This is a genomic window from Streptomyces sp. NPDC107522, from assembly GCF_055657525.1.
Genome location: NZ_JBVKAU010000003.1, coordinates 746,184 through 765,798, shown reverse-complemented (window position 1 = coordinate 765,798; position 19,615 = coordinate 746,184). Strand labels below are relative to the sequence as shown.

Annotated in this window: 18 protein-coding genes and 1 riboswitch; of the genes, 11 read left to right on the top strand and 7 right to left on the bottom strand. The window is 71.1% G+C overall.

Features of this window, described 5'->3' with window-relative positions:
* Window position 1: 1 nt before the first annotated feature.
* The 4 genes from ACZ7L6_RS13675 (at window position 2) to ACZ7L6_RS13660 (ending at window position 4,904) form a co-directional block, all read left to right on the top strand.
* Window positions 2–1,252, top strand: a complete 1,251-nt coding sequence (locus tag ACZ7L6_RS13675; protein ID WP_471923257.1) for an activator-dependent family glycosyltransferase — start codon at window positions 2–4, stop codon at window positions 1,250–1,252.
* 62 nt (window positions 1,253–1,314) lie between these two features.
* Window positions 1,315–2,382 (top strand): glucose-1-phosphate thymidylyltransferase, encoded by a 1,068-nt coding sequence (locus ACZ7L6_RS13670; RefSeq protein WP_471923255.1) that lies wholly within the window; start codon window positions 1,315–1,317, stop codon window positions 2,380–2,382.
* Complete coding sequence (rfbB, locus tag ACZ7L6_RS13665) at window positions 2,379–3,365, top strand: dTDP-glucose 4,6-dehydratase (protein ID WP_471923253.1); 987 nt, start codon at window positions 2,379–2,381, stop codon at window positions 3,363–3,365. The genes ACZ7L6_RS13670 and rfbB overlap by 4 nt, the downstream gene beginning before the upstream one ends.
* 24 nt (window positions 3,366–3,389) lie before the next feature.
* Window positions 3,390–4,904 carry a peptide MFS transporter gene (locus ACZ7L6_RS13660; RefSeq protein ID WP_471923251.1) on the top strand — a complete coding sequence of 505 codons (1,515 nt, stop codon included), beginning with the start codon at window positions 3,390–3,392 and terminating at the stop codon, window positions 4,902–4,904.
* Window positions 4,905–5,058: 154 nt separating this feature from the next.
* Here ACZ7L6_RS13660 and ACZ7L6_RS13655 read toward each other — a convergent pair whose 3' ends face one another.
* Window positions 5,059–5,808 carry a class I SAM-dependent methyltransferase gene (locus ACZ7L6_RS13655; protein ID WP_471923249.1) on the bottom strand — a complete coding sequence of 250 codons (750 nt, stop codon included), beginning with the start codon at window positions 5,806–5,808 and terminating at the stop codon, window positions 5,059–5,061.
* A 308-nt stretch (window positions 5,809–6,116) separates the two neighbouring features.
* Here ACZ7L6_RS13655 and ACZ7L6_RS13650 point away from each other — a divergent pair, with 308 nt between their 5' ends.
* Complete coding sequence (locus tag ACZ7L6_RS13650; protein WP_471923247.1) at window positions 6,117–6,470, top strand: hypothetical protein; 354 nt, start codon at window positions 6,117–6,119, stop codon at window positions 6,468–6,470.
* A gap of 18 nt (window positions 6,471–6,488) precedes the next feature.
* On the top strand, window positions 6,489–7,673 hold the full coding sequence (locus tag ACZ7L6_RS13645) for a glutathionylspermidine synthase family protein (protein WP_471923245.1): 1,185 nt from the start codon (window positions 6,489–6,491) through the stop codon (window positions 7,671–7,673).
* Between the two features lie 254 nt (window positions 7,674–7,927).
* On the opposite strand, the gene rocD is transcribed toward ACZ7L6_RS13645, so the two are convergent.
* Window positions 7,928–9,175: an ornithine--oxo-acid transaminase gene (rocD, locus tag ACZ7L6_RS13640; protein WP_471923243.1), complete on the bottom strand. Its 1,248-nt coding sequence runs from the start codon at window positions 9,173–9,175 to the stop codon at window positions 7,928–7,930.
* Between the two features lie 162 nt (window positions 9,176–9,337).
* A riboswitch (ZMP/ZTP riboswitch) is annotated at window positions 9,338–9,440 on the top strand.
* 31 nt (window positions 9,441–9,471) lie between these two features.
* Here rocD and ACZ7L6_RS13635 point away from each other — a divergent pair.
* The gene (locus ACZ7L6_RS13635; RefSeq protein ID WP_471923241.1) at window positions 9,472–10,920 is read left to right on the top strand and encodes a glycine hydroxymethyltransferase; all 1,449 of its coding nucleotides are present in this window, start codon (window positions 9,472–9,474) and stop codon (window positions 10,918–10,920) included.
* A gap of 111 nt (window positions 10,921–11,031) precedes the next feature.
* On the opposite strand, the gene ACZ7L6_RS13630 is transcribed toward ACZ7L6_RS13635, so the two are convergent.
* The 3 genes from ACZ7L6_RS13630 to ACZ7L6_RS13620 all read right to left on the bottom strand — a co-directional run bounded on the left by ACZ7L6_RS13630 (window position 11,032) and on the right by ACZ7L6_RS13620 (window position 13,841).
* Window positions 11,032–11,724, bottom strand: a complete 693-nt coding sequence (locus ACZ7L6_RS13630; RefSeq protein ID WP_471923239.1) for a hypothetical protein — start codon at window positions 11,722–11,724, stop codon at window positions 11,032–11,034.
* A 256-nt stretch (window positions 11,725–11,980) separates the two neighbouring features.
* On the bottom strand, window positions 11,981–12,916 hold the full coding sequence (locus tag ACZ7L6_RS13625) for a hypothetical protein (RefSeq protein WP_471923415.1): 936 nt from the start codon (window positions 12,914–12,916) through the stop codon (window positions 11,981–11,983).
* A gap of 322 nt (window positions 12,917–13,238) precedes the next feature.
* Window positions 13,239–13,841, bottom strand: coding sequence for an RNA polymerase sigma factor (locus tag ACZ7L6_RS13620; protein ID WP_471923237.1), 603 nt, complete (start codon window positions 13,839–13,841; stop codon window positions 13,239–13,241).
* An 89-nt stretch (window positions 13,842–13,930) separates the two neighbouring features.
* On the opposite strand from ACZ7L6_RS13620, the gene trpS reads away from it, so the two are divergent.
* On the top strand, window positions 13,931–14,944 hold the full coding sequence (trpS, locus tag ACZ7L6_RS13615; protein ID WP_471923235.1) for a tryptophan--tRNA ligase: 1,014 nt from the start codon (window positions 13,931–13,933) through the stop codon (window positions 14,942–14,944).
* Between the two features lie 125 nt (window positions 14,945–15,069).
* Window positions 15,070–15,642, top strand: a complete 573-nt coding sequence (locus ACZ7L6_RS13610) for a 2'-5' RNA ligase family protein (protein WP_433046334.1) — start codon at window positions 15,070–15,072, stop codon at window positions 15,640–15,642.
* A gap of 109 nt (window positions 15,643–15,751) precedes the next feature.
* Here the strand turns inward: ACZ7L6_RS13610 and ACZ7L6_RS13605 are convergent, their stop codons facing one another.
* Together ACZ7L6_RS13605 and ACZ7L6_RS13600 are read right to left on the bottom strand one after the other, a co-directional pair.
* Window positions 15,752–16,507, bottom strand: coding sequence for a decaprenylphospho-beta-D-erythro-pentofuranosid-2-ulose 2-reductase (locus tag ACZ7L6_RS13605; protein ID WP_471923233.1), 756 nt, complete (start codon window positions 16,505–16,507; stop codon window positions 15,752–15,754).
* Window positions 16,508–16,582: 75 nt separating this feature from the next.
* Window positions 16,583–17,938 carry an FAD-binding oxidoreductase gene (locus ACZ7L6_RS13600; RefSeq protein ID WP_471923230.1) on the bottom strand — a complete coding sequence of 452 codons (1,356 nt, stop codon included), beginning with the start codon at window positions 17,936–17,938 and terminating at the stop codon, window positions 16,583–16,585.
* A gap of 133 nt (window positions 17,939–18,071) precedes the next feature.
* Here ACZ7L6_RS13600 and ACZ7L6_RS13595 point away from each other — a divergent pair, with 133 nt between their 5' ends.
* A complete protein-coding gene (locus ACZ7L6_RS13595; RefSeq protein ID WP_471923228.1) occupies window positions 18,072–18,626 on the top strand; it encodes a phosphatase PAP2 family protein in 555 nt (184 codons plus the stop codon).
* The gene (locus ACZ7L6_RS13590; RefSeq protein ID WP_471923226.1) at window positions 18,619–19,611 is read left to right on the top strand and encodes a decaprenyl-phosphate phosphoribosyltransferase; all 993 of its coding nucleotides are present in this window, start codon (window positions 18,619–18,621) and stop codon (window positions 19,609–19,611) included. The genes ACZ7L6_RS13595 and ACZ7L6_RS13590 overlap by 8 nt, the downstream gene beginning before the upstream one ends.
* The last annotated feature ends 4 nt before the right edge of the window (window positions 19,612–19,615 follow it).

Here is a 19,615-nt window from a genome sequence, read left to right as displayed (position 1 = left end):
CATGCGAGTACTCCTGGCCTGTGCCGGTATCAAGACGCACTTCTACAAGATCGTCAACACGGCGTGGGCGTTGCAGAACGCCGGGCACGAGGTGCTGGTCGCCAGCCACCCGGTCCTGGTCGACGACATAGTCCAGGCCGGCCTGTCCGCGGTCGCGGTGGGTACCGACCACGCCATGTTCGCCCCCGCCCCCTCGGGCACGACCTCCTACAGCCGCGAGTGGGACTTCACGTTCTCCACCCCGGAGACCCTGACCTGGGACTATCTGCACGAACTGCACGAGGCCCTGGTCGGCCGGTTCCACACCACCCTCAACAACGACACCTTCGTGGACGGGATGGTGGACTTCGCCCGCGCCTGGCAGCCCGACCTGGTGCTCTGGGAGCTCGGCACGTACGCCGGCGCCGTCGCCGCGCGTGCCGTCGGCGCGGCCCACGCCCGGATCGTCTGGGGCCAGGACGTCACCATGCGCGCCCGGGAGGAGTTCCTCGAGCTCAACCGCGCCCGTCCGGCGGAGCAGCAGAGCGACCCGCTCGCCGACTGGCTGGGCGGTGTCGCCGAGCGCTTCGGCGACACCTTCGACGAGGAGCTCGTCACCGGCCAGTGGACGGTCGACCTGCTGCCCGAGAGCGCCCGGCTCAAGTCCGGCCTGAAGATCGTCCCCAGCCGGTACGTTCCGTACAACGGCCCCTCCGTCGTGCCCCAGTGGGTGTACGAGCCCCCGCAGCGCCCCCGTGTCTGCCTCACCCTCGGTGTCGCCGGACGCGAGCGGGGCCTGGACTACATCTCCCAGGCCGATCTGCTCGACGCCGTGGCAGACCTCGACATCGAGATCATCGCCACGATGGACAGCCTCCAGCGAGAGAACCTGCGCCAGGTGCCGGACAACACCCGGCTGGTCGACTTCATCCCGCTGCAGGCCCTCCTGCCGAGCTGCTCGGCGATCGTCCACCACGGTGGCTCGGGCACCTGGGGCACGGCCATGCTGTACGGCGTCCCCCAGATCGTGATCGCCGCCACCTGGGACACCCCGGTCAAGGGCCGGCACCTGCAGCGCGTCGGTGCCGGGCTCTACATCCCGGCCGGTGAGCTCAAGCCGGACCTCCTGCGCGAGAACCTCGTCCGGATCCTCGACGAGCCGTCCTTCCGGGAAGCCGCCGAACGCCTCCGCCAGGAGGCCCTCGTAGAGCCGACCCCGAACGACACCGTCCCGATCCTCGAACGCCTCACCGCCCAGCACCGCGCCCGGTGACATACCCCGGGCTCACCCACCCACCTTGCCGGCGAAGCGCCGCAGACCCACGGAGCGAACACGTGAAGGCACTCGTCCTGTCCGGAGGGGCGGGGACTCGGCTGCGTCCGATCACCCACACCTCGGCGAAACAGATGGTCCCCGTCGCGAACAAACCCGTCCTCTTCTACGGCCTGGAGGCCATCGCCGACGCCGGGATCGAAGAGGTCGGCATCATCGTGGGCGACACCGCCCAGGAGATCATGGACGCGGTGGGGGACGGCTCGAAGATGGGGCTGCGCGTCACCTACATCCCGCAGGAAGAACCGCTGGGCCTGGCCCACGCGGTGCTGATCGCACGGGACTTCCTCGGCGACGACGACTTCGTGATGTACCTCGGGGACAACTTCATCCTCGGCGGTATCACCGGACTCGTCGAGGAGTTCCGCCGGGAGCGCCCGGATGCCCAGATCCTCCTCACCCGGGTCCCCGACCCGCGGGCCTTCGGCGTCGCCGAACTCGACGCGTCCGGCCGAGTGATCGGCCTGGAGGAGAAGCCGATCCAGCCCAAGAGCGACCTCGCCCTGGTCGGCGTCTACCTCTTCACACCGGCCGTCCACGAGGCGGTACGCGCGATCAAGCCGTCCTGGCGTGACGAACTCGAGATCACCCACGCCATCGAATGGCTGATCAAGCAGGGCAACAGCGTCCGCTCCAGCACGATCACCGGCTACTGGAAGGACACCGGCGGCGTCGAGGACATGCTCGAGGCCAACCGGACCGTCCTGGAAGCCCTGATCACGAAGATCGAGGGTGACGTGGACGACGCCAGCGAGATCATCGGACGGGTGGCGATCTCCGAAGGTGCCGTCGTGCGGAGATCGCGCATCGTCGGACCTGCCGTCGTCGGAGCGGGCACCTCGATCACCGACTCGTACGTCGGCCCCTTCACCTCGATATCCGACAACTGCCGCGTGGAGGACAGCGAGATCGAGTTCTCGATCGTCCTCGGCGATTCCTCCATCACCGGCGTCCGCCGCCTTGAGTCCTCCCTCGTGGGACGCAACGTCCAGGTCACCCCGGCGCCCCGGACCCGGGCTGCGCACCGTCTGATCCTCGGAGACAACAGCAAGGTGCAGATCTCCTCATGACGAACAGGATCCTGGTAACCGGAGGAGCCGGCTTCATAGGCTCGCACTACGTCCGCACGCTCCTCGGCGCCCACGGCCCCGGCGACGTCGGCGTCACCGTCCTCGACAAGCTCACCTACGCGGGGAACCCGGCCAACCTCGACGCCGTGCGCGACAGCGCCGGCTTCGCGTTCGAGCAGGGCGACATCTGCGATGCCGCGCTCGTGGACCGCTTGGTGGCGCAGCACGACCAGATCGTCCACTTCGCGGCCGAGACCCACGTGGACCGCTCGATCAACGGCGCTGACCCCTTCGTACAGACGAATGTCGTGGGCACGCAGATCCTGCTCGACGCGGCCCTGCGGCACGGCATCGGCACCTTCGTCCACATCTCCACGGACGAGGTGTACGGCTCCGTCGACCACGCCTGCCCCGAGACGGACCCGCTGCAGCCCAGCTCCCCGTACTCGGCGTCGAAGGCCGCAAGCGACCTGCTCGTCCTCTCCTACCACCGGACCCACGGTCTGGACACGCGCGTCCTGCGCTGTACGAACAACTTCGGGCACCACCAGTTCCCGGAGAAGGTCATCCCGCTGTTCATCACCAACCTGCTCCAAGGGCGGAAGGTGCCGCTGTACGGCGACGGCCTCAACGTCCGTGAGTGGCTGCACATCGACGACCACGTACGCGGCATCGAACTGGTCCGCACCCAGGGACGGGCCGGTGAGATCTACAACATCGGCGGCGGCACGGAGCTGACGAACCGTGAGCTGACGCAGCGTCTCCTCGACGCCTGCGGCGTCGGCTGGGAGATGGTCGACTTCGTTCCCGACCGCAAGGGCCATGACCGGCGCTACTCCGTCGACTTCACGAAGATATGCACCGAGCTCGCATACCGGCCGTCGAAGGACTTCGACACGGCTCTGGCCGAGACGGTCGCCTGGTATCACGACAACCGCGCCTGGTGGGAGCCGCTGCGCGCGCACGACCTGGCCGTCGCCTGATCCGAACCCCACGAAGGAGAAACCGTGGACAGCCCGAGCCGGACACGCGAACACAGCGGTGCCGGGGTACGTCGTGGGGACACCGTAGGCGGGCAGAGCCGGCCCGCCACAGGAACGGACACGCCCGCCGTAGGGGAGGGCGGCGTCGCCGGCCCCGCAACCCGCCGGGGCTTTCTCACCCTGCTCGGCGTCGACCTGTGGGAGCGCTTCAGCTTCTTCGGCATGGCGGCGATCCTCGTCCTCTATCTCACCGCCGCCCCCGCCGACGGCGGCCTGGGCATGTCCCAGCAGACGGCCACCGCGCTCTTCGCGACCTACATGTCCCTGAACTTCATGGCCGGCCTGCCCGGGGGCTGGCTCGCGGACCGGGTCCTCGGCGCCCGCCGGGCCGTACTGGCGGGCGGCGCGCTCATCGCCTGCGGCCACGCCGTCCTCGCGATCACGGCCGTCCCCGCCCTGTACACCGGTCTCGCACTCGTCGTCGTCGGCACCGGCCTGGTCAAGCCGTCCCTGGCCGCCATGGTGTCCGCGGTCAGCGGCACGGCCAAGCGGGAGGAGGCCTTCTCCCGCTTCTACATGTGCATCCAGGTCTCCGCACTGCTCGCCCCGGTCGTCACCGGATTCCTCGCCGAAAAGGTCACCTGGCACCTGGGCTTCGCGGCGGCCGCCTTCGGCATGGTGGCGGGCCTCGCCCAGTTCCGTATCGGCCTGCGCGTCCTCGACGGCGTCGGCAGCGCACCCACCCGGCCCCTGACCCGCGCGGAGGCCAGGACCGCCGCCCGGCGTGCCGCTGCGGTCGTCGCGGTCGGTGCCGCCGCCGCGACCACCGTCGTCCTGGGCTTTCTGCCGCTGCTCGCGGTCCTGGCCCTCCTGGGTCTGGCCACCGTGTGCCTGCCGTTTCTCTATCTGCGTGCCCTGGGCCGCCGCAGCGCCGTCGAACGCCGGCGGCTGACCGCCTTCACCGCGGTCATGGCAGCCTCGGCGGCCTTCTGGATGATCTTCGCGCAGAGCGGTTCCGCCCTGTCGCTCTTCGCTGCGCACCACACCGACCGCGATGTTCTCGGCTTCACGGTCCCGGCGAGCTGGCTGCAGTCCGTGCACCCGCTGTTCATCCTGCTCCTGGCGCCCTTCGCCGGCCGGGTGCGTGCGACGACGACCACCAAGTTCGCCGGAGCCCTGGCCGCGGCGGGGGTGAGCTTCATCGTCATGACGGTGGCCGCCCTCCTGGCCCGCACCGGCGACGTCTCGGTGGCCTGGCTGATCGCCGTCTACCTGCTGTACTCCCTGGGTGAGGTCGTGCTCGCCCCGGCCGGCCTGGCGCTGGCCGCTGCGGCCGCCCCGCCCGGCTACCTCAACCGGTTCCTGGCGCTGAACGGCATGTTCGCCGCCGTCGGGGTCGTCCTCGGCGGGCAGCTCTTCCGCCTGACCGCCGTCCTGCCCCTGCCCGCCTACTTCCTGACGCTGGCCGGGATCGCCCTGGCAGCCGGCGCGTCCGTGGCCGCTGCCGCCCGCCGTCTGCGCCTCCACCTGCCTGCGTGACCGCGACGCCCTGACCGTGACGCCCTGACCGTGACGCCCTGACCGTGATGTCCGACCGTCTCACGCCTTTCGCCTGACCGCCTGACCCGGCCCGCGTCCCTGCCGTGGGCCGGGTCAGGCGGTCAGCAGCACCGGCGGTGGCGCGCCCGGGCCTTCACGGCTGGTCCCGACGAAACAGCGCCGTCCACAAGAACGGCTCACCGAACCAGGGCGACTGTGGCGGCTCCTTGCTCATGCGGCGCACCTCGACCTCGGTCAGGTCGCAGAAGACCCACCGCAGCGACTCGGGTGTGTAGGCCAGACCGGCATGGAACACACCGCCCTGCAGACCGGATTGGCGATAGAAGTCCGTGTCACTGAGTTCGGACCCCATCCCGCCGCCCGCGAAGCAGGTGAGCGCGAGATGCCCCCCGGGGGCCAGGACCCGCTCGAGGAAGGCCAGATAACTGATACGGCGATGCGGCGGCAGATGGTGGAAGCAACTCGAGTCATAGATCAGGTCGTAGGGGCCGTCGAGTTCACCGTCCGCCGGCGCCAGCGCGTCGCCGCACACGAAGCGGATCTTCGCCCCCGCATCCTGGGCACGCTCCTCGGCCCAGGCCACGGCCGCCGACGAGAGATCGACCGCGTCCACGTCGAAGCCCAGCGAGGCCAGATACAGCGCGTTACGGCCCGCACCGCACCCCAGGTCCAGGGCACGCCCCGTCCCGAGCAGCCCGCGCTCGGCGTAGGAGACGAGGTTCTCGTCCGGCTTCGTCACGAAGAACGGCACCGCGCTGGAACGGTCCGCGTACACGCTGTCCCACCAGGCTGCGGCATCGTTCGTCAGGTTGTCGGACTCCGGCGCGAACAGGCCGTCCAGCAGCCTGAGCACGTCGTCCACCTTGCGTATGTCCCGGTCCATTCGAGCCCTCCCCGTCCGAACGACTGTCCGTTTCATTCACCCACAGCAGGGCGGCAGTTCCCACCCGCGTCCAGCGGACTTAGACACCGCCTCGAGCGACTTCCTGCGGAGTTCCGGTGACGCTCTCCCACACCGGGCCACACACCATCCCGAACGGTACAAAGCGACTGCAGGCGAGCAGCCGAAAGGCGACCCTCCGACAGCCGTACGCGAAACGATCTCTAGGCTGTTCGCCGTACGACAACCAGAACATCGGCAACCAGGACATCGGCCGCACGGCCTCACGGGCATCATCGGGGGAGACACACATGGCGGAAACGCGACGTCGGCTGCGCTCCAGCACCGTCGTACTCGGCGGCATGGGAGTCATAGCCGCGGCCCTGACCTCCTGCGGCTCGGAGCCGGACCGCCGCTGCGTCGACCGCGACAGCTACACCTACGAGGGCTACAAGGTCATCGCGGACAAGAACTGCAAGTCCGGCTCCGGTTCGAGCTCGTCGTACGCCCGGGGCGGAAAGAAGCGGTCCGGCAGCTCCGACGCCGCCTGGTACTACGACGCCGAGGTCGACGACGGCCGTGCCGACTACGGCACCTTCAGCCGCAGCGAGGCCGTCGACCGGGGCGGCTTCGGCTGCTCGGGCTCGGGCAGCAGCGGCGGCTGAGCGGCCCTGCGTAATCAGATGGAGCGCCGCACGATCGAGCCCCGCCCCGGCTGGCAGCAGACCGTCGAGGAACAGGGGCTCATCTACCCCCTCACCCGTCACCCCGACAACTCCCTGCGCCCGTACTGGGACGAGAGCGCCTACTACGTCTTCTCCCTGGAGGAGATCGAGGCGCTGGAGGAGGTCGTCGAGGACCTGCACCGCATGTGCCTCGCGGCAGCCGAGCACATCGTCGCCGGGAACCGCTTCGCCGACCTCGGCATCACCGACCCGCGCGTGGCGGACGCGGTCGCCGAGGCATGGCGTCGCCGCGCCGAACTCCCCTCCCTCTACGGCCGCTTCGACCTCCGCTACGACGGCACCGGCCCGGCGAAGCTCCTGGAGTACAACGCCGACACCCCGACCTCACTGGTCGAGGCCGCCTCGCCCCAGTGGTTCTGGATGGAGGAGCGCTTCCCCGGCGCCGACCAGTGGAACTCCCTCCACGAACGCCTCGTCGCCGCCTGGAAGAAACAGTCCGCCCTTCTCCCGCCCGGCAGCCCGCTCTACTTCGCGTACTCCTCGGCCGACGAACTCGGCGAGGACCTGATGACGGTCGCTTATCTGAAGGAGACCGCGGAGCAGGCGGGCCTGGACACCGGCTGGATCTCCATGGAGGAGATCGGCTGGGACCGCCTCTCGGGCCGCTTCGTCGACACCCGGCTCCGCTTCATCCGCAGCTGCTTCAAGCTCTACCCCTGGGAGTGGCTCACCACCGACCGCTTCGCCGGCCACGTCCTCGACACCCTCGACAACGGCGGCGGCACGGGCACGACGCTCTGGATCGAGCCCGCCTGGAAGATGCTCCTCAGCAACAAGGCCCTCCTCGCCATCCTCTGGGAGCTCTACCCGGACCACCCGAACCTCCTCCCCGCCCACCTCGACGGACCACGGGAGCTGGCGGAGACGACGGGCTACGTCGCCAAGCCCCTGCTCGGCCGCGAGGGCGCGGGCGTGACCCTGCACGAGAAGGGCGCGGACCCCGTCGTACGCGACGAGCCCTGCTGCTACCAGCAGTTGGCCCCGCTCCCCGCCTTCGACGGCAACCACGTCGTCCTCGGCGCGTGGGTCGTCGAGGACGAGTCGGCGGGCCTCGGCATCCGCGAGTCGTCGGGCCTGATCACGGACGAGTACGCACGCTTCCTGCCGCACGTGATCCTTTAGAGAGGCCGGATGGACCGGTAGAGAGGCCGGATGGACCGGTAGAGAGGCCGGATGGACCGGTAGAGAGGCCGGGCGGACCGGTTCCGGCCGCTGCTGCCGCCCGGGCTCAGTCCACCCGAACCACCGTCCACGCCAGGCCCAGCAGTAGCGCAGCGGGGTGGTCAGGACCGTGGCGAGCGGGGGTATGGCCCGTCCGGCGGGGGTGCGGGCGCGTCCGGCTGGGGTGCCCGCGGCAGCAGGCCGCCGCAGCCGGCTCACAGCCCGAGTACGCCCCGCAGCTGGGCGAGCCCCCAGTCCAGATCCTCCTTCCCGATCACCAGCGGCGGCGCGATCCGGATCGTCGCCGCGGGGGCACCGCCCGCGCCCCTGAGGCTGTGGGGGAGGGTGTCCTTCACCAGCACACCCCGGTCCATCAGCTTCTCGGACACCTCCCGTCCGGTGCCGTACGCCCGGGCGATGTCGACCCCCGCCCACAGCCCGCGCCCGCGCACCGCCGTCACCCGCCCGGTCCCGGCCAACGCGCGCAGCTCCCGGTGCAGATGCTCGCCCAGCTCCGCAGCCCGCGCCTGGAACTCGCCCGTCCGCAGCATCGCGATCACCTCCAGCGCCACCGCACAGGCCAGCGGATTCCCGCCGAAGGTCGACCCGTGCTCCCCGGGCCGGAACACCCTGAGCACGTCGGCGCCGGCCACCACCGCCGACACCGGCACGATCCCGCCCCCGAGCGCCTTCCCGAGCACATACACATCCGGCACCACCCCCTCGTGCTCGCACGCGAACGTACGACCCGTGCGGCCCAGCCCCGACTGGATCTCGTCCGCCACGAACAGCACGTTCCGCTCCCGCGTCAGCTCCCGCACCGCCGGCAGATAGCCGGCCGGAGGGACGAGCACCCCCGCCTCGCCCTGGATCGGCTCCAGCAACACGGCGACCGTGTTCTCCGTCATCGCCTCCCGCATCGCCGTCAGGTCCCCGTACGGCACGATCTCGAAGCCCGGCGTGTACGGCCCGAAGTCCGCCCGCGCGTCCGGGTCGGTGGAGAAGCTGATGATCGTCGTCGTGCGCCCGTGGAAGTTGTTCCCGGCGACCACGATCTTCGCCATCTCCGCCGGCACCCCCTTGACCCGGTACCCCCACTTCCGGGCGGTCTTCACCGCCGTCTCCACCGCCTCCGCCCCCGTGTTCATCGGCAGCACCATCTCCATGCCGCACAACTCGGCCAGCTGCTCGCAGAACGCCGCGAACCGGTCGTGATGAAACGCCCGCGACGTCAGCGTCACCCGCTCCAACTGCGCCTTCGCGGCCTCCACGATCCGCCGGTTGCCATGCCCGAAGTTCAGCGCCGAATACCCGGCCAGCAGATCCAGATACCGCCGCCCCTCCACATCCGTCATCCAGGCCCCGTCCGCCGTCGCCACCACGACCGGCAACGGGTGATAGGTGGGGGCGCTGTGCGCGTCGGCCGCGGCGATCAGGGCTTCGGTGGTGCTCGACGTGCTCACGAGGCTCTCCGTTTCCGCCACCACGAGGGCTCGCGCTCCGCCCGTCACGAGGCTCGTGGCCACTGTCCATTTCTGGCCGTTCGAGTGCTTTGCGGCCCCTTCTTATCGTTGCTCGGATGGTGGACGCGGGACCATGCTTCGTCGGCGCGCCCGGTAGGCTGATCGACGGGCCGTGACTGGCGCGCTGGGATGGGACCGACCATCGGGGAGCGGCCCACTGGACCGTGTCGTCCAGCACCGAGTGCCGTGCGCCTGGGCCATACCGTGAACGCTGCACACGACGTCCGGAGGTCCCCATGTCAGCCGAGCCCCTCTCCACCGAGTCCACCGCCTTCCGTTCCGCCCTCGACGTGATCCGCGCCGTCGAGCCGCGCGTGGCCGACGCCATCGGCCAGGAGGTCCACGACCAGCGCGAGATGCTCAAGCTGATCGCCTCCGAGAACTACGCCTCCCCGGCCACCCTCCTGGCGATGGGCAACTGGTTCAGCGACAAGTACGCCGAGGGCACCGTCGGCCGCCGCTTCTACGCCGGCTGCCGCAACGTCGACACCGTCGAGTCCCTCGCCGCCGAGCACGCCCGCGAGCTCTTCGGCGCCCGCCACGCCTACGTCCAGCCGCACTCCGGCATCGACGCCAACCTCGTCGCCTTCTGGGCCGTCCTCGCCGACCGTGTCGAGGCCCCCTTCCTGGAGAAGACCGGCGTCCGCCAGGTCAACGACCTCACCGAGGCCGACTGGGCCGAGCTCCGCCAAGCCTTCGGAAACCAGCGCATGCTCGGCATGTCCCTGGACGCCGGCGGCCACCTCACCCACGGTTTCCGCCCGAACATCTCCGGCAAGATGTTCGACCAGCGCTCCTACGGCACCGACCCGGCCACCGGCCTCATCGACTACGACGCCCTGCGCGCCCAGGCCCGCGACTTCAAGCCGCTCATCATCGTCGCCGGCTACTCCGCCTACCCCCGTCTCGTGAACTTCCGGATCATGCGTGAGATTGCCGACGAGGTCGGCGCCACGCTCATGGTCGACATGGCCCACTTCGCGGGTCTCGTCGCCGGCAAGGTCCTCACCGGTGACTTCGACCCGGTCCCGCACGCCCAGATCGTCACCACCACCACCCACAAGTCGCTGCGCGGCCCGCGCGGCGGCATGGTCCTGTGCGACGACTCCCTCAAGGACCAGGTCGACCGCGGCTGCCCGATGGTCCTCGGCGGCCCGCTCCCGCACGTCATGGCCGCCAAGGCCGTCGCCCTCGCCGAGGCCCGCCAGGAATCCTTCCGTGACTACGCCCAGCGCATCGTCGACAACTCCCGGGCGCTGGCCGAGGGCCTGATGCGCCGGGGCGCGACCCTCGTGACCGGCGGCACCGACAACCACCTGAACCTGATCGACGTCGCCTCCTCCTACGGCCTCACCGGCCGCCAGGCCGAGGCGGCCCTCCTCGAGTCCGGCATCGTCACCAACCGCAACGCCATCCCCGCCGACCCGAACGGCGCCTGGTACACCTCCGGCATCCGCATCGGCACCCCCGCCCTGACCACCCGTGGCCTGGGCACCGCCGAGATGGACGAGGTCGCCGCCCTCATCGACCGCGTCCTCACCACCACCGAGCCCGGTACGACCAAGTCGGGCGCCCCGTCCAAGGCGGCTCACGTCCTCGACCCGAAGATCGCCGACGAGATCTCCCACCGCGCCACCGACCTCGTGGCCGGCTTCCCGCTGTACCCGGAGGTCGACCTGGGCTGAGGCCGGGTTCTGAGGCCCGGAGCTGCGCCCCGGTTCTGAGGCCGTGGGCTTATGCCGAGGACTCAGCCGACGGGCGCGGCTCTCGGCCAGGGGCCGAGGCCGTGCCCGCCCTCATATGTCGCGCAGCTCCTGCCTCGGCCCCGGCTCGCCCCGCAGGCGGTCCAGTGACAGGCGGGCGACGAAGGGGCGCAGGACCAGCGCAAGCACCGCCCCGGCCGCCGCGCCCGGCACTGCCCACCACCAGTCGGTGCCGTCAGCCGGCCCCGACGACCGGGCCCGGGACGCCTCGGTCGTCGCAGGCGTCTTGGTCGCCGTTTCGGCGGAGTCCTTCGCCCCGTCGTCCGTCCCGTACACCTCCCACGCCGGCGGGAAGATCGCTGCGCTTCCCCCGCCCGTGGCCTTGCCCATCAGGCCCAGCTTCTTGAGCAGGGCACGTAGCGGGGTCGGATGCTCGGCGCGGTGCCAGGTGCCGTTCGTCGTCCTGTCCAGGTTGGCCGCCGTGTGTATCCAGACGTCCTGCCCGTCGTCGGCCGGGAAGACCCGGTCGAGGCGCCAGGGTGTCACGTCGTGGAGCATCCAGGTGACGTTGATCTGGCGGGCTGCCGTCAGGCCGGCCTCGGGCGGCTTGTCACGCGTGCCTGTGCCTGGGGCGCCGAGCAGTTGCTCCAGCTCGCCGTACTCCTTGTCGGAGTAGTACAGCGAGGCAGTCTCCCCGCTCTCCGGTGAGGCCAGGAGCACACTCGTCGGTCCTCCGGCCGACGCGGGTGCCGCGCTCCACATCATGAGGGCGAGCGCCGCAGCCAACGCCCCTGCCGTGGTGGTCAGTTCACGACACCACCTGCGCCTCCAACCGGCCCTGTTCCCGCGCGATGCTCCGGGCGACCGATCTTCCGACCATCCGGACCCCTGTCCCCGCCGACGCAACCGGTCTCCCCCGCGGTCGACCCCATGTCCGCCCATCCGAACCCCCATGTCGAGCGATCCCCGTGCGGCCCGTCCCCGAGCCGCGTGTCACTTCTGGTACACCGCCCGACCCGCTTGGGTTCCCACCCTCGGGCGACTATTTGGAGGACCTGTCGGAGGGCTCGCCGGAGAAGCCGTCGGCGGCTTGACCGGAAGCGGCGCCGGACGCCTTCTCGAGCGACTTCGCGATCTCCACCGCCCGCCCCTTCGACGCCACCCCCTCCAGCCGGACCGCCACGTCGGCACCGTTGCCGCCGTCGGCCTCGGGCGTCCGATGCGTCCACAGCAGCGTCGGCCCGGCCGTGCGTTCCTTGCGGGTGTAGTGGTCCCCGTCCGGGTCGAGCAGCGAGAAACTCAGCAGGTGCGGTCGTGGAAACCACAGGGCGGGGTCCGAGCTGTCGCCGTCGGAGTTGTCGTCCTCCAGCGAGATCCACTCCGGCTGCTCACGCACCGTCTTCGTGAAGGCGATGTCCAGGCTCGCCCGCCGCTCGTCGAGCCGTATCGTGCGCCCGTCCTCGCGCCAGCACAGGCTCACCACGAACCGTCCCCGTGGCTCGCCCGTCACCGCAACCGCGTCCGGCATGCCGAGCTCAGTCGGCACCAGCGGCTCGAACCCGGCCCGGCGCTCGGCCTGCGCCAGGGACACCGAGTGGCCGCAGCCGGGGACCTCGGCGCCGGGCGAGGGCACCGCCGACGGGTCGTACCGCACCTCGCCTCCGGCGAAGCCGAACCAGTCGAAGACCGCTGCCCGTACCGGGGGCGTGAGCACAAGAACCGTCAGCAGGCCGCACAGGGCCGCGGTCAGCGACCGCCACCGCGTCCGCGTCCAGCGCCGCACCGCCCGCAGCCGCTCAGCGGCACCCGGCGGCTCGGCCACCGGTACAGGCGAGTGCTCGGCGAGTATCTGTCCCAGCACCCGCTCGACCATCGTCTCCGCGCCGTCCGCCGCCCCCGGCGCGTCCAGCGAGCGCCCGAGCGCCCGCAGCTCCTCGGGCAGCCGCGCGGCGTCCGAACGCCGACCGCGATCACCGATGCCGCCTCCACCGCGGCCTCCGCTGCCGGGCCGACCACGGTTACCGGTGCCGCCGCCACGGCCGCGCTGACCGGGGTCATCGGTGCCGCCGCCACGGCCGCGCCGACCGGGGCCACCGGTGCCGCCGCCGTCGCCGCGCCCACCATCCCGATCAGCGCCTCCGTGGCCCCCGCTGCCGCCACGGTCGTACACACGCCGTCCGTCCCTGTCGTACGCCCCCGGCTCGTGATCGTCATACGCCCTCGGCCCGTGATCGTCATACGTCCCCGGCCCCTGACCGTCGTCCGGCCTCCGTCCGTCGCCGTCACGAGGCGTCCCTCCGTCACTCACGCTCATCACCCCCTTCCCGAGGCTGAAAGTCCGGCAGCAACCGCCCCAGCTTCCGCAGTGCGCGGTTCAGCCGGGATTTCACCGTGCCCCTGGGCCAGCCCAGGGCCTGGGCCGTCTCGGATTCGTCCATCTCCAGGAGATAGCGGTAGGTGACGACCAGGCGGTGCTCCTCGCTCAGCTTCTCCAGGGCGGCCTGCAGGGCGGCGCGGCGCTCTATCTCCAGTGCGGCCACCGCGGGGTCCGCCGATTCCGGTATCAGGGGCTCCGCCTCCACGAACGCCGCCTCGCGCCCGGCGAGGGTGCGCTGGCGGGCCGCCGTGCGCACTGTGTTCCTCGTCTCATTGGCCACGATGGACAGCAGCCATGGCTTGAACGCCGCGCCGTCCTTGAACCGGCCCAGCGAGCAGTACGCCTTCACAAAGGCCTGCTGCACCACGTCCTCCGCGTCCGCACCCGCCCCGAGCGCGGCGGCCGCCCTGAGCGCGATGCCCGTATGGGCCCGCACCAGCTGCGCGTACGCCTCCGGCTCCCCGGCGCGTACGCGTGCGATCACCGCGGCCTCATCGACGATGCGGCCCCCCTCCCGCGTCCTCACACTCTTGTTACACCGCGGAAGACGGATCGGTTCCCATCTGTTTCCGACCAGTTCCGGTCCGGCCCCGGAGACCTGAGAGAATGGTGAGCATGGCCTCTGATCGACCCCGCGTGCTTTCCGGCATCCAGCCCACCGCCGGCTCGTTCCACCTCGGCAACTACCTCGGCGCCGTCCGCCAGTGGGTGGCTCTGCAGGAGACCCACGACGCGTTCTACATGGTCGTCGACCTGCACGCGATCACGGTCCCGCAGGACCCGAAGGAGCTGCGCGCCAACACCCGCCTGGCCGCCGCCCAGCTGCTGGCCGCCGGGCTGGACCCCGAGCGCTGCACGCTGTTCGTCCAGAGCCACGTCCCCGAGCACGCCCAGCTCGCCTGGGTCATGAACTGCCTCACCGGCTTCGGCGAGGCCTCCCGCATGACCCAGTTCAAGGACAAGTCCGCCAAGCAGGGCGCGGACCGCGCCTCGGTCGGCCTGTTCACGTACCCGATCCTGCAGGTCGCGGACATCCTGCTGTACCAGGCCAACGAGGTCCCGGTCGGCGAGGACCAGCGCCAGCACATCGAGCTCACCCGCGACCTCGCCGAGCGCTTCAACGGCCGCTTCGGCCAGACCTTCACCGTCCCGAAGCCGTACATCCTCAAGGAGACGGCGAAGATCTACGACCTTCAGGACCCGTCGATCAAGATGAGCAAGTCGGCGTCCACGCCGAAGGGCCTCATCAACCTGCTCGACGAGCCCAAGACCACCGCCAAGAAGGTCAAGAGCGCGGTCACCGACACCGAGACGGTCATCCGCTACGACGTCGAGAACAAGCCCGGCATCAGCAACCTGCTCACCATCTACTCGACCCTCACGGGGACGGGAATCGCGGAACTGGAGCAGAAGTACGACGGCAAGGGCTACGGTGCGCTCAAGACGGACCTCGCCGAGGTCATGGTCGAGTTCGTGACGCCCTTCCGGGAGCGCACCCAGCAGTATCTGGACGACCCGGAGACGCTGGACTCGATCCTGGCCAAGGGCGCGGAGAAGGCGCGCGCCGTCGCCGCGGAGACGCTCTCCCAGGCGTACGACAGGGTGGGTTTCCTGCCTGCCAAGCACTGAGCCCGTACAGCGCTGCATATCACTACGGTTGCGCCTGCCCGCAGCCCGGCCGTAGCCGTACAGTCGATAGCCGAGTGGCTGCCACGGCGGCCACTCACGCTCACCAACAGACGACAGGAGACGACGTGGGGACCGTAACGATCGGCGTGTCGATCGCGGTCCCGGAGCCTCACGGCAGCCTGCTCCAGGAGCGGCGCGCGGGCTTCGGCGACGCCGCGGCTCACGGCATCCCCACGCACGTCACGCTGCTGCCGCCGACAGAGGTCGACGCCTCGCTGCTGCCCGCGATCGAGGCGCATCTCGTCGAGGTCGCGGCCGCCGGCCGCCCCTTCCCGATGCGGCTGTCCGGCACCGGCACCTTCCGGCCCCTCTCGCCGGTCGTCTTCGTCCAGGTCGTCGAGGGCGCCGAGGCCTGCACCTGGCTGCAGAAGCAGGTCCGTGACGCCTCCGGGCCCGTCGCTCGCGAACTGCAGTTCCCGTACCACCCGCACGTCACGGTCGCGCACGGCATCGACGACGAGTCGATGGACCGAGCCTTCGAGGAACTCGCCGACTACGAGGCCGGCTGGGCCTGCACCGGCTTCGCCCTGTACGAACAGGGCGCAGACGGCGTGTGGCGCAAGCTGAGGGACTTCGCCTTCGGGGGTGCGGTGGTGCCGCCGCAGGCGGGACGAGTGGAGCGGGAGACGCTCCGCTAGGGGGGCCGCGAGCGGTGGGTGCCGCGACGGGTTGTTGGTCGTGTGCGGGTGCGTCGTGGCTGGTCGCGCAGTTCCCCGCGCCCCTTCAGGGACGCTGTCGAACCGAGACCTACACAGGCAACCGTCGGAACAGCCCTCGCGGGGCGTGTCGTAGTGCGGACATCACCAGGCGCAGTGCGCCCGGTACCCACACCGTCTCCGAGCGGCGGCGCAGGCCTGTCTCGATCGCTGTCGCGACCGCTTCCGGGGTCGTCGCGAGAGGGGATTCCTCCAGGCCCGCGGTCATCTTCGTGCGTACGAATCCGGGGCGTACGACCATGACGTGGACGCCGGTGCCGTGCAGTGCGTCGCCCAGGCCCTGGCAGAAGGTGTCGAGGCCGGCCTTGCTGGAGCCGTAGATGAAGTTGGCGCGGCGGGCCCGCTCGCCGGCGACGGAGGAGAGCACGACGAGCGAGCCGTGGCCCTGGGACTGGAGTGCGCCCGCGCTGACCAGGCCGGCGGACACGGCGCCCGTGTAGTTGGTCTGGGCGACCCGCACGGCGTTCAGCGGCTCGCGCTCGTCGCGCGCCTGGTCGCCGAGGAGTCCGAAGGCGAGGAGCACCATGTCGACGTCGCCCTCCGCGAAGACCTTGCCGAGCACCGTCTCGTGGGACTCGGGGTCGAGCGCGTCGAAGTCCACGGTGCGCACGTCGGCTCCCAGGGCGCGCAGGTCGGCCGCGGACTGCTCCAGGGCGGGCGACGGGCGGCCCGCCAGCCAGACGGTGCGGGTGCGGCGCGCGATCAGGCGGCGTGCGGTGGCCAGCGCGATCTCGGACGTACCGCCGAGGACGAGCAGGGACTGGGGGAGGCCGAAGGCATCCTTCACGACAGCTCCTAGGGGTCTGGGGGTCCGGGGCCGGGGTCCGGGGCCGCGGGGTCCGGGAGATCTGAGGGGCGGGTGCTACAGGGCGAGGCGGCGGGCCAGGTCCGACATGAACACCCCGCGCGGGTCCAACTCGGCGCGCAGCGCGCGGAAGTCGTCCAGGCGCGGGTACATCGCGGCGAGCAGCTCGGGCCGCAGCCGGGAGTCCTTGGCGAGGTAGACGCGCCCGCCGGCCGTGGCCACCTCCTCGTCCAACTCGTCGAGGAGGGCGGGCAGGCCGGGCAGCCCGGCCGGGATGTCCAGGGCCAGCGTCCAGCCGGGCACGGGGAAGGACAGCCAGCCGGGGTCGGCGTCCCCGAAGCGCTTGAGCACGGCCAGGAAGGACGGGCAGCGGTGCTCGGAGATGCGCCGCACGATCCGGCGCAGTGTGTCCTCCTGGCCGCGTCCGACCACGAACTGGTACTGCACGAAGCCGCCCCGGCCGTAGATCCGGTTCCAGTGGGGCACGCCGTCCAGCGGGTGGAAGAAGGTGGCGAGCTTCTGCAGTTCGCCGGTACGCGCGCGTGGCGCCCTGCGGTACCAGAGCTCGTTGAACCAGCCCACCGTACGGCGGCTCAGCAGCCCTTCCGGAAGGAGGGCGGGCGCGGCAGGCAGGCGGGAGGGGCGGAAGGCGAGCGGGTCCCTACGCGCGCGCGTGCCTTCGTGCAGCGCCTCCAGGGGTGCGTGGTCGCCGCGCGTGAGCACCGCGCGCCCTGTCGCCGCGCCGCGCGCCAGCAGGTCGATCCACGCGACCGAGTAGCGGTAGTGGTCGTCGGTGGCGACCAGGCGGGCCATCAGGTCGTCGAGGTCCCGCGCGCGCTCGGTGTCGACCGACATCAACGAGGTCTCCACCGGCTGGAGTTGGACCGTCGCGGTCAGGATCACGCCGGTCAGGCCCATGCCGCCGGTGGTCGCGTCGAACAGGGGCGTGCCGCGGCGGACCGTGCGGATCCCGCCGTCGGCGGTCAGCAGTTCCAGGGACAGGACATGGCGGGAGAAGGCGCCCGAGACATGGTGGTTCTTGCCGTGGATGTCGGCGCCGATCGCGCCGCCGACGGTGACATGGCGGGTGCCCGGGGTCACCGGCACGAACCAGCCGAGCGGCAGCAGGACCTCCATCAGCCGGTGCAGGGAGACACCCGCGTCGCACAGCACGGTGCCGCCGTCGGCGTCGATCGCGTGGATGCGGTTCAGGCCCGTCATGTCGAGCACCGCGCCCCCGGCGTTCTGCGCCGCGTCCCCGTACGCCCGCCCGAGGCCCCTCGGGATGCCCCCGCGGGTCCCGCAGTCCCGGACGGCGGCCACGGCCTCCTCGTACGTCCGGGGGCGGATCAGACGGGCGGCGGTGGGGGCGGTGCGGCCCCATCCCGTGACGGAGACGGTGTCGGCAGGCATGTCGGCGACCGTAGCGCCCCTGTGTGGGCGATCAGTTCTGAAACATCCCTTCTCTCCCCAAAATGGGTGATTAATGGGATGTCGTTCAATATTGCCGTAGTTCTCGCGTGGCCGACGTGAACAGTGAGTCCACATGGACCACCTCGACCACCTCGACCACCTCGACGACATGGACCACCGAAGCCTTGGAGGAGCGGACCGCCGGATCCTTTCGGCGTTCCATGCCCGCGGCCGTGACCCACGCGTCGCCGCCGCCGCGCGTGCCCTCTCCTGGGCGGGCGAGCACGGCGCGCTGTGGGTGGCGGCCGGCCTGGCGGGGGCCACCGTGGACGGTGGGCGACGCGGCGCCTGGTTGCGGGGCACGGCGCTCACCGCGGGCGCGCACCTCGTCAGCATGGGGGTGAAAAGGGTGGTGCGCCGCCCCCGTCCGGCGCACGTCGTGCCCCTCGTGCGCACCGCCGGTCGGCACTCCTTCCCCAGCTCCCACGCGACCTCCGCCGCGGCGGCCGCCGTCGCCTACGGCGCGCTCGGCGCGTACGCGATCCCGCCGCTCGCCGCCGCGATGTGCCTCTCGCGCCTGGTCGTCGGCGTGCACTACCCCTCGGACGTGGCGGCGGGCGCGGCCCTGGGTGTACTCGCGGCGTGCCTCGGGGCGGGCTGGATGAGGAGAGGGGGCGCGCATGACTGAGACCGCGCCCTTCACGAGCGCCGCAGGCACCAGGCAAGCGGCGCTGCACGAGCAGCGCACACCCCCGCGTCGGTCCGCCCCACGGCCCCCCAAAGGCGGTCTCCGCGCGCTGCTGAAAGGCCTCCTCAGGACCGCGCGCCCCAAGCAGTGGGTCAAGAACGTCCTGGTCGTCGCCGCCCCGGCCGCCGCCGGCCGGCTCTTCTCGACCCACGCTCTGACTCAACTCGCGGTCGTATTCGTGCTGTTCACGGCCTGCGCCGCCGCCGTCTATCTGATCAACGACGCCCGGGACGCCGAGGCGGACCGAGCCCACCCCACCAAGCGCCGCCGCCCGGTCGCCGCCGGACAGGTCCCCGTGCCCGTCGCGTACGCCGTCGGAGGCGCCCTCGCGGTCCTGGCACCGGCCGCCGCGGCCTGGTTGACCTCGCCTGCCGTCGCCGCCCTGCTCACGGCGTACATCGGCATGCAACTGGCGTACTGCGTCAGCCTCAAGCACGTCCTGGTCGTCGATCTCGCCGTCGTCACGACCGGGTTCCTGATGCGGGCGATGGTCGGCGGGCTCGCGCTCGGCATCCCCCTGTCGCGCTGGTTCCTGATCACGACCGGGTTCGGGGCGCTGTTCATGGTGTCGGCCAAGCGCTACTCCGAAGCCGTGCAGATGGCCGGGAAAGCGGGTGCCACGCGCGCGTTGCTCACCGAGTACACCACCGGCTACCTGCGCTTCGTCTGGCAGCTGGCGGCCGGCGTCGCCGTCCTCGGGTACTGCCTGTGGGCCATGGAGGAGGGCGGCGTCCCGCAAACCGGCGTGCTGCCCTGGCGGCAACTGTCCATGGTCGCCTTCATCCTCGCGATCCTGCGCTATGCCGTCTTCGCCGACCGCGGCACGGCCGGCGAACCCGAGGACGTCGTCCTGCGTGACCGGGCACTCGCCCTCATCGGGGTGGTGTGGCTGGCGATGTACGGGTTGGCGGTCGCCAATTGGTAGGCCC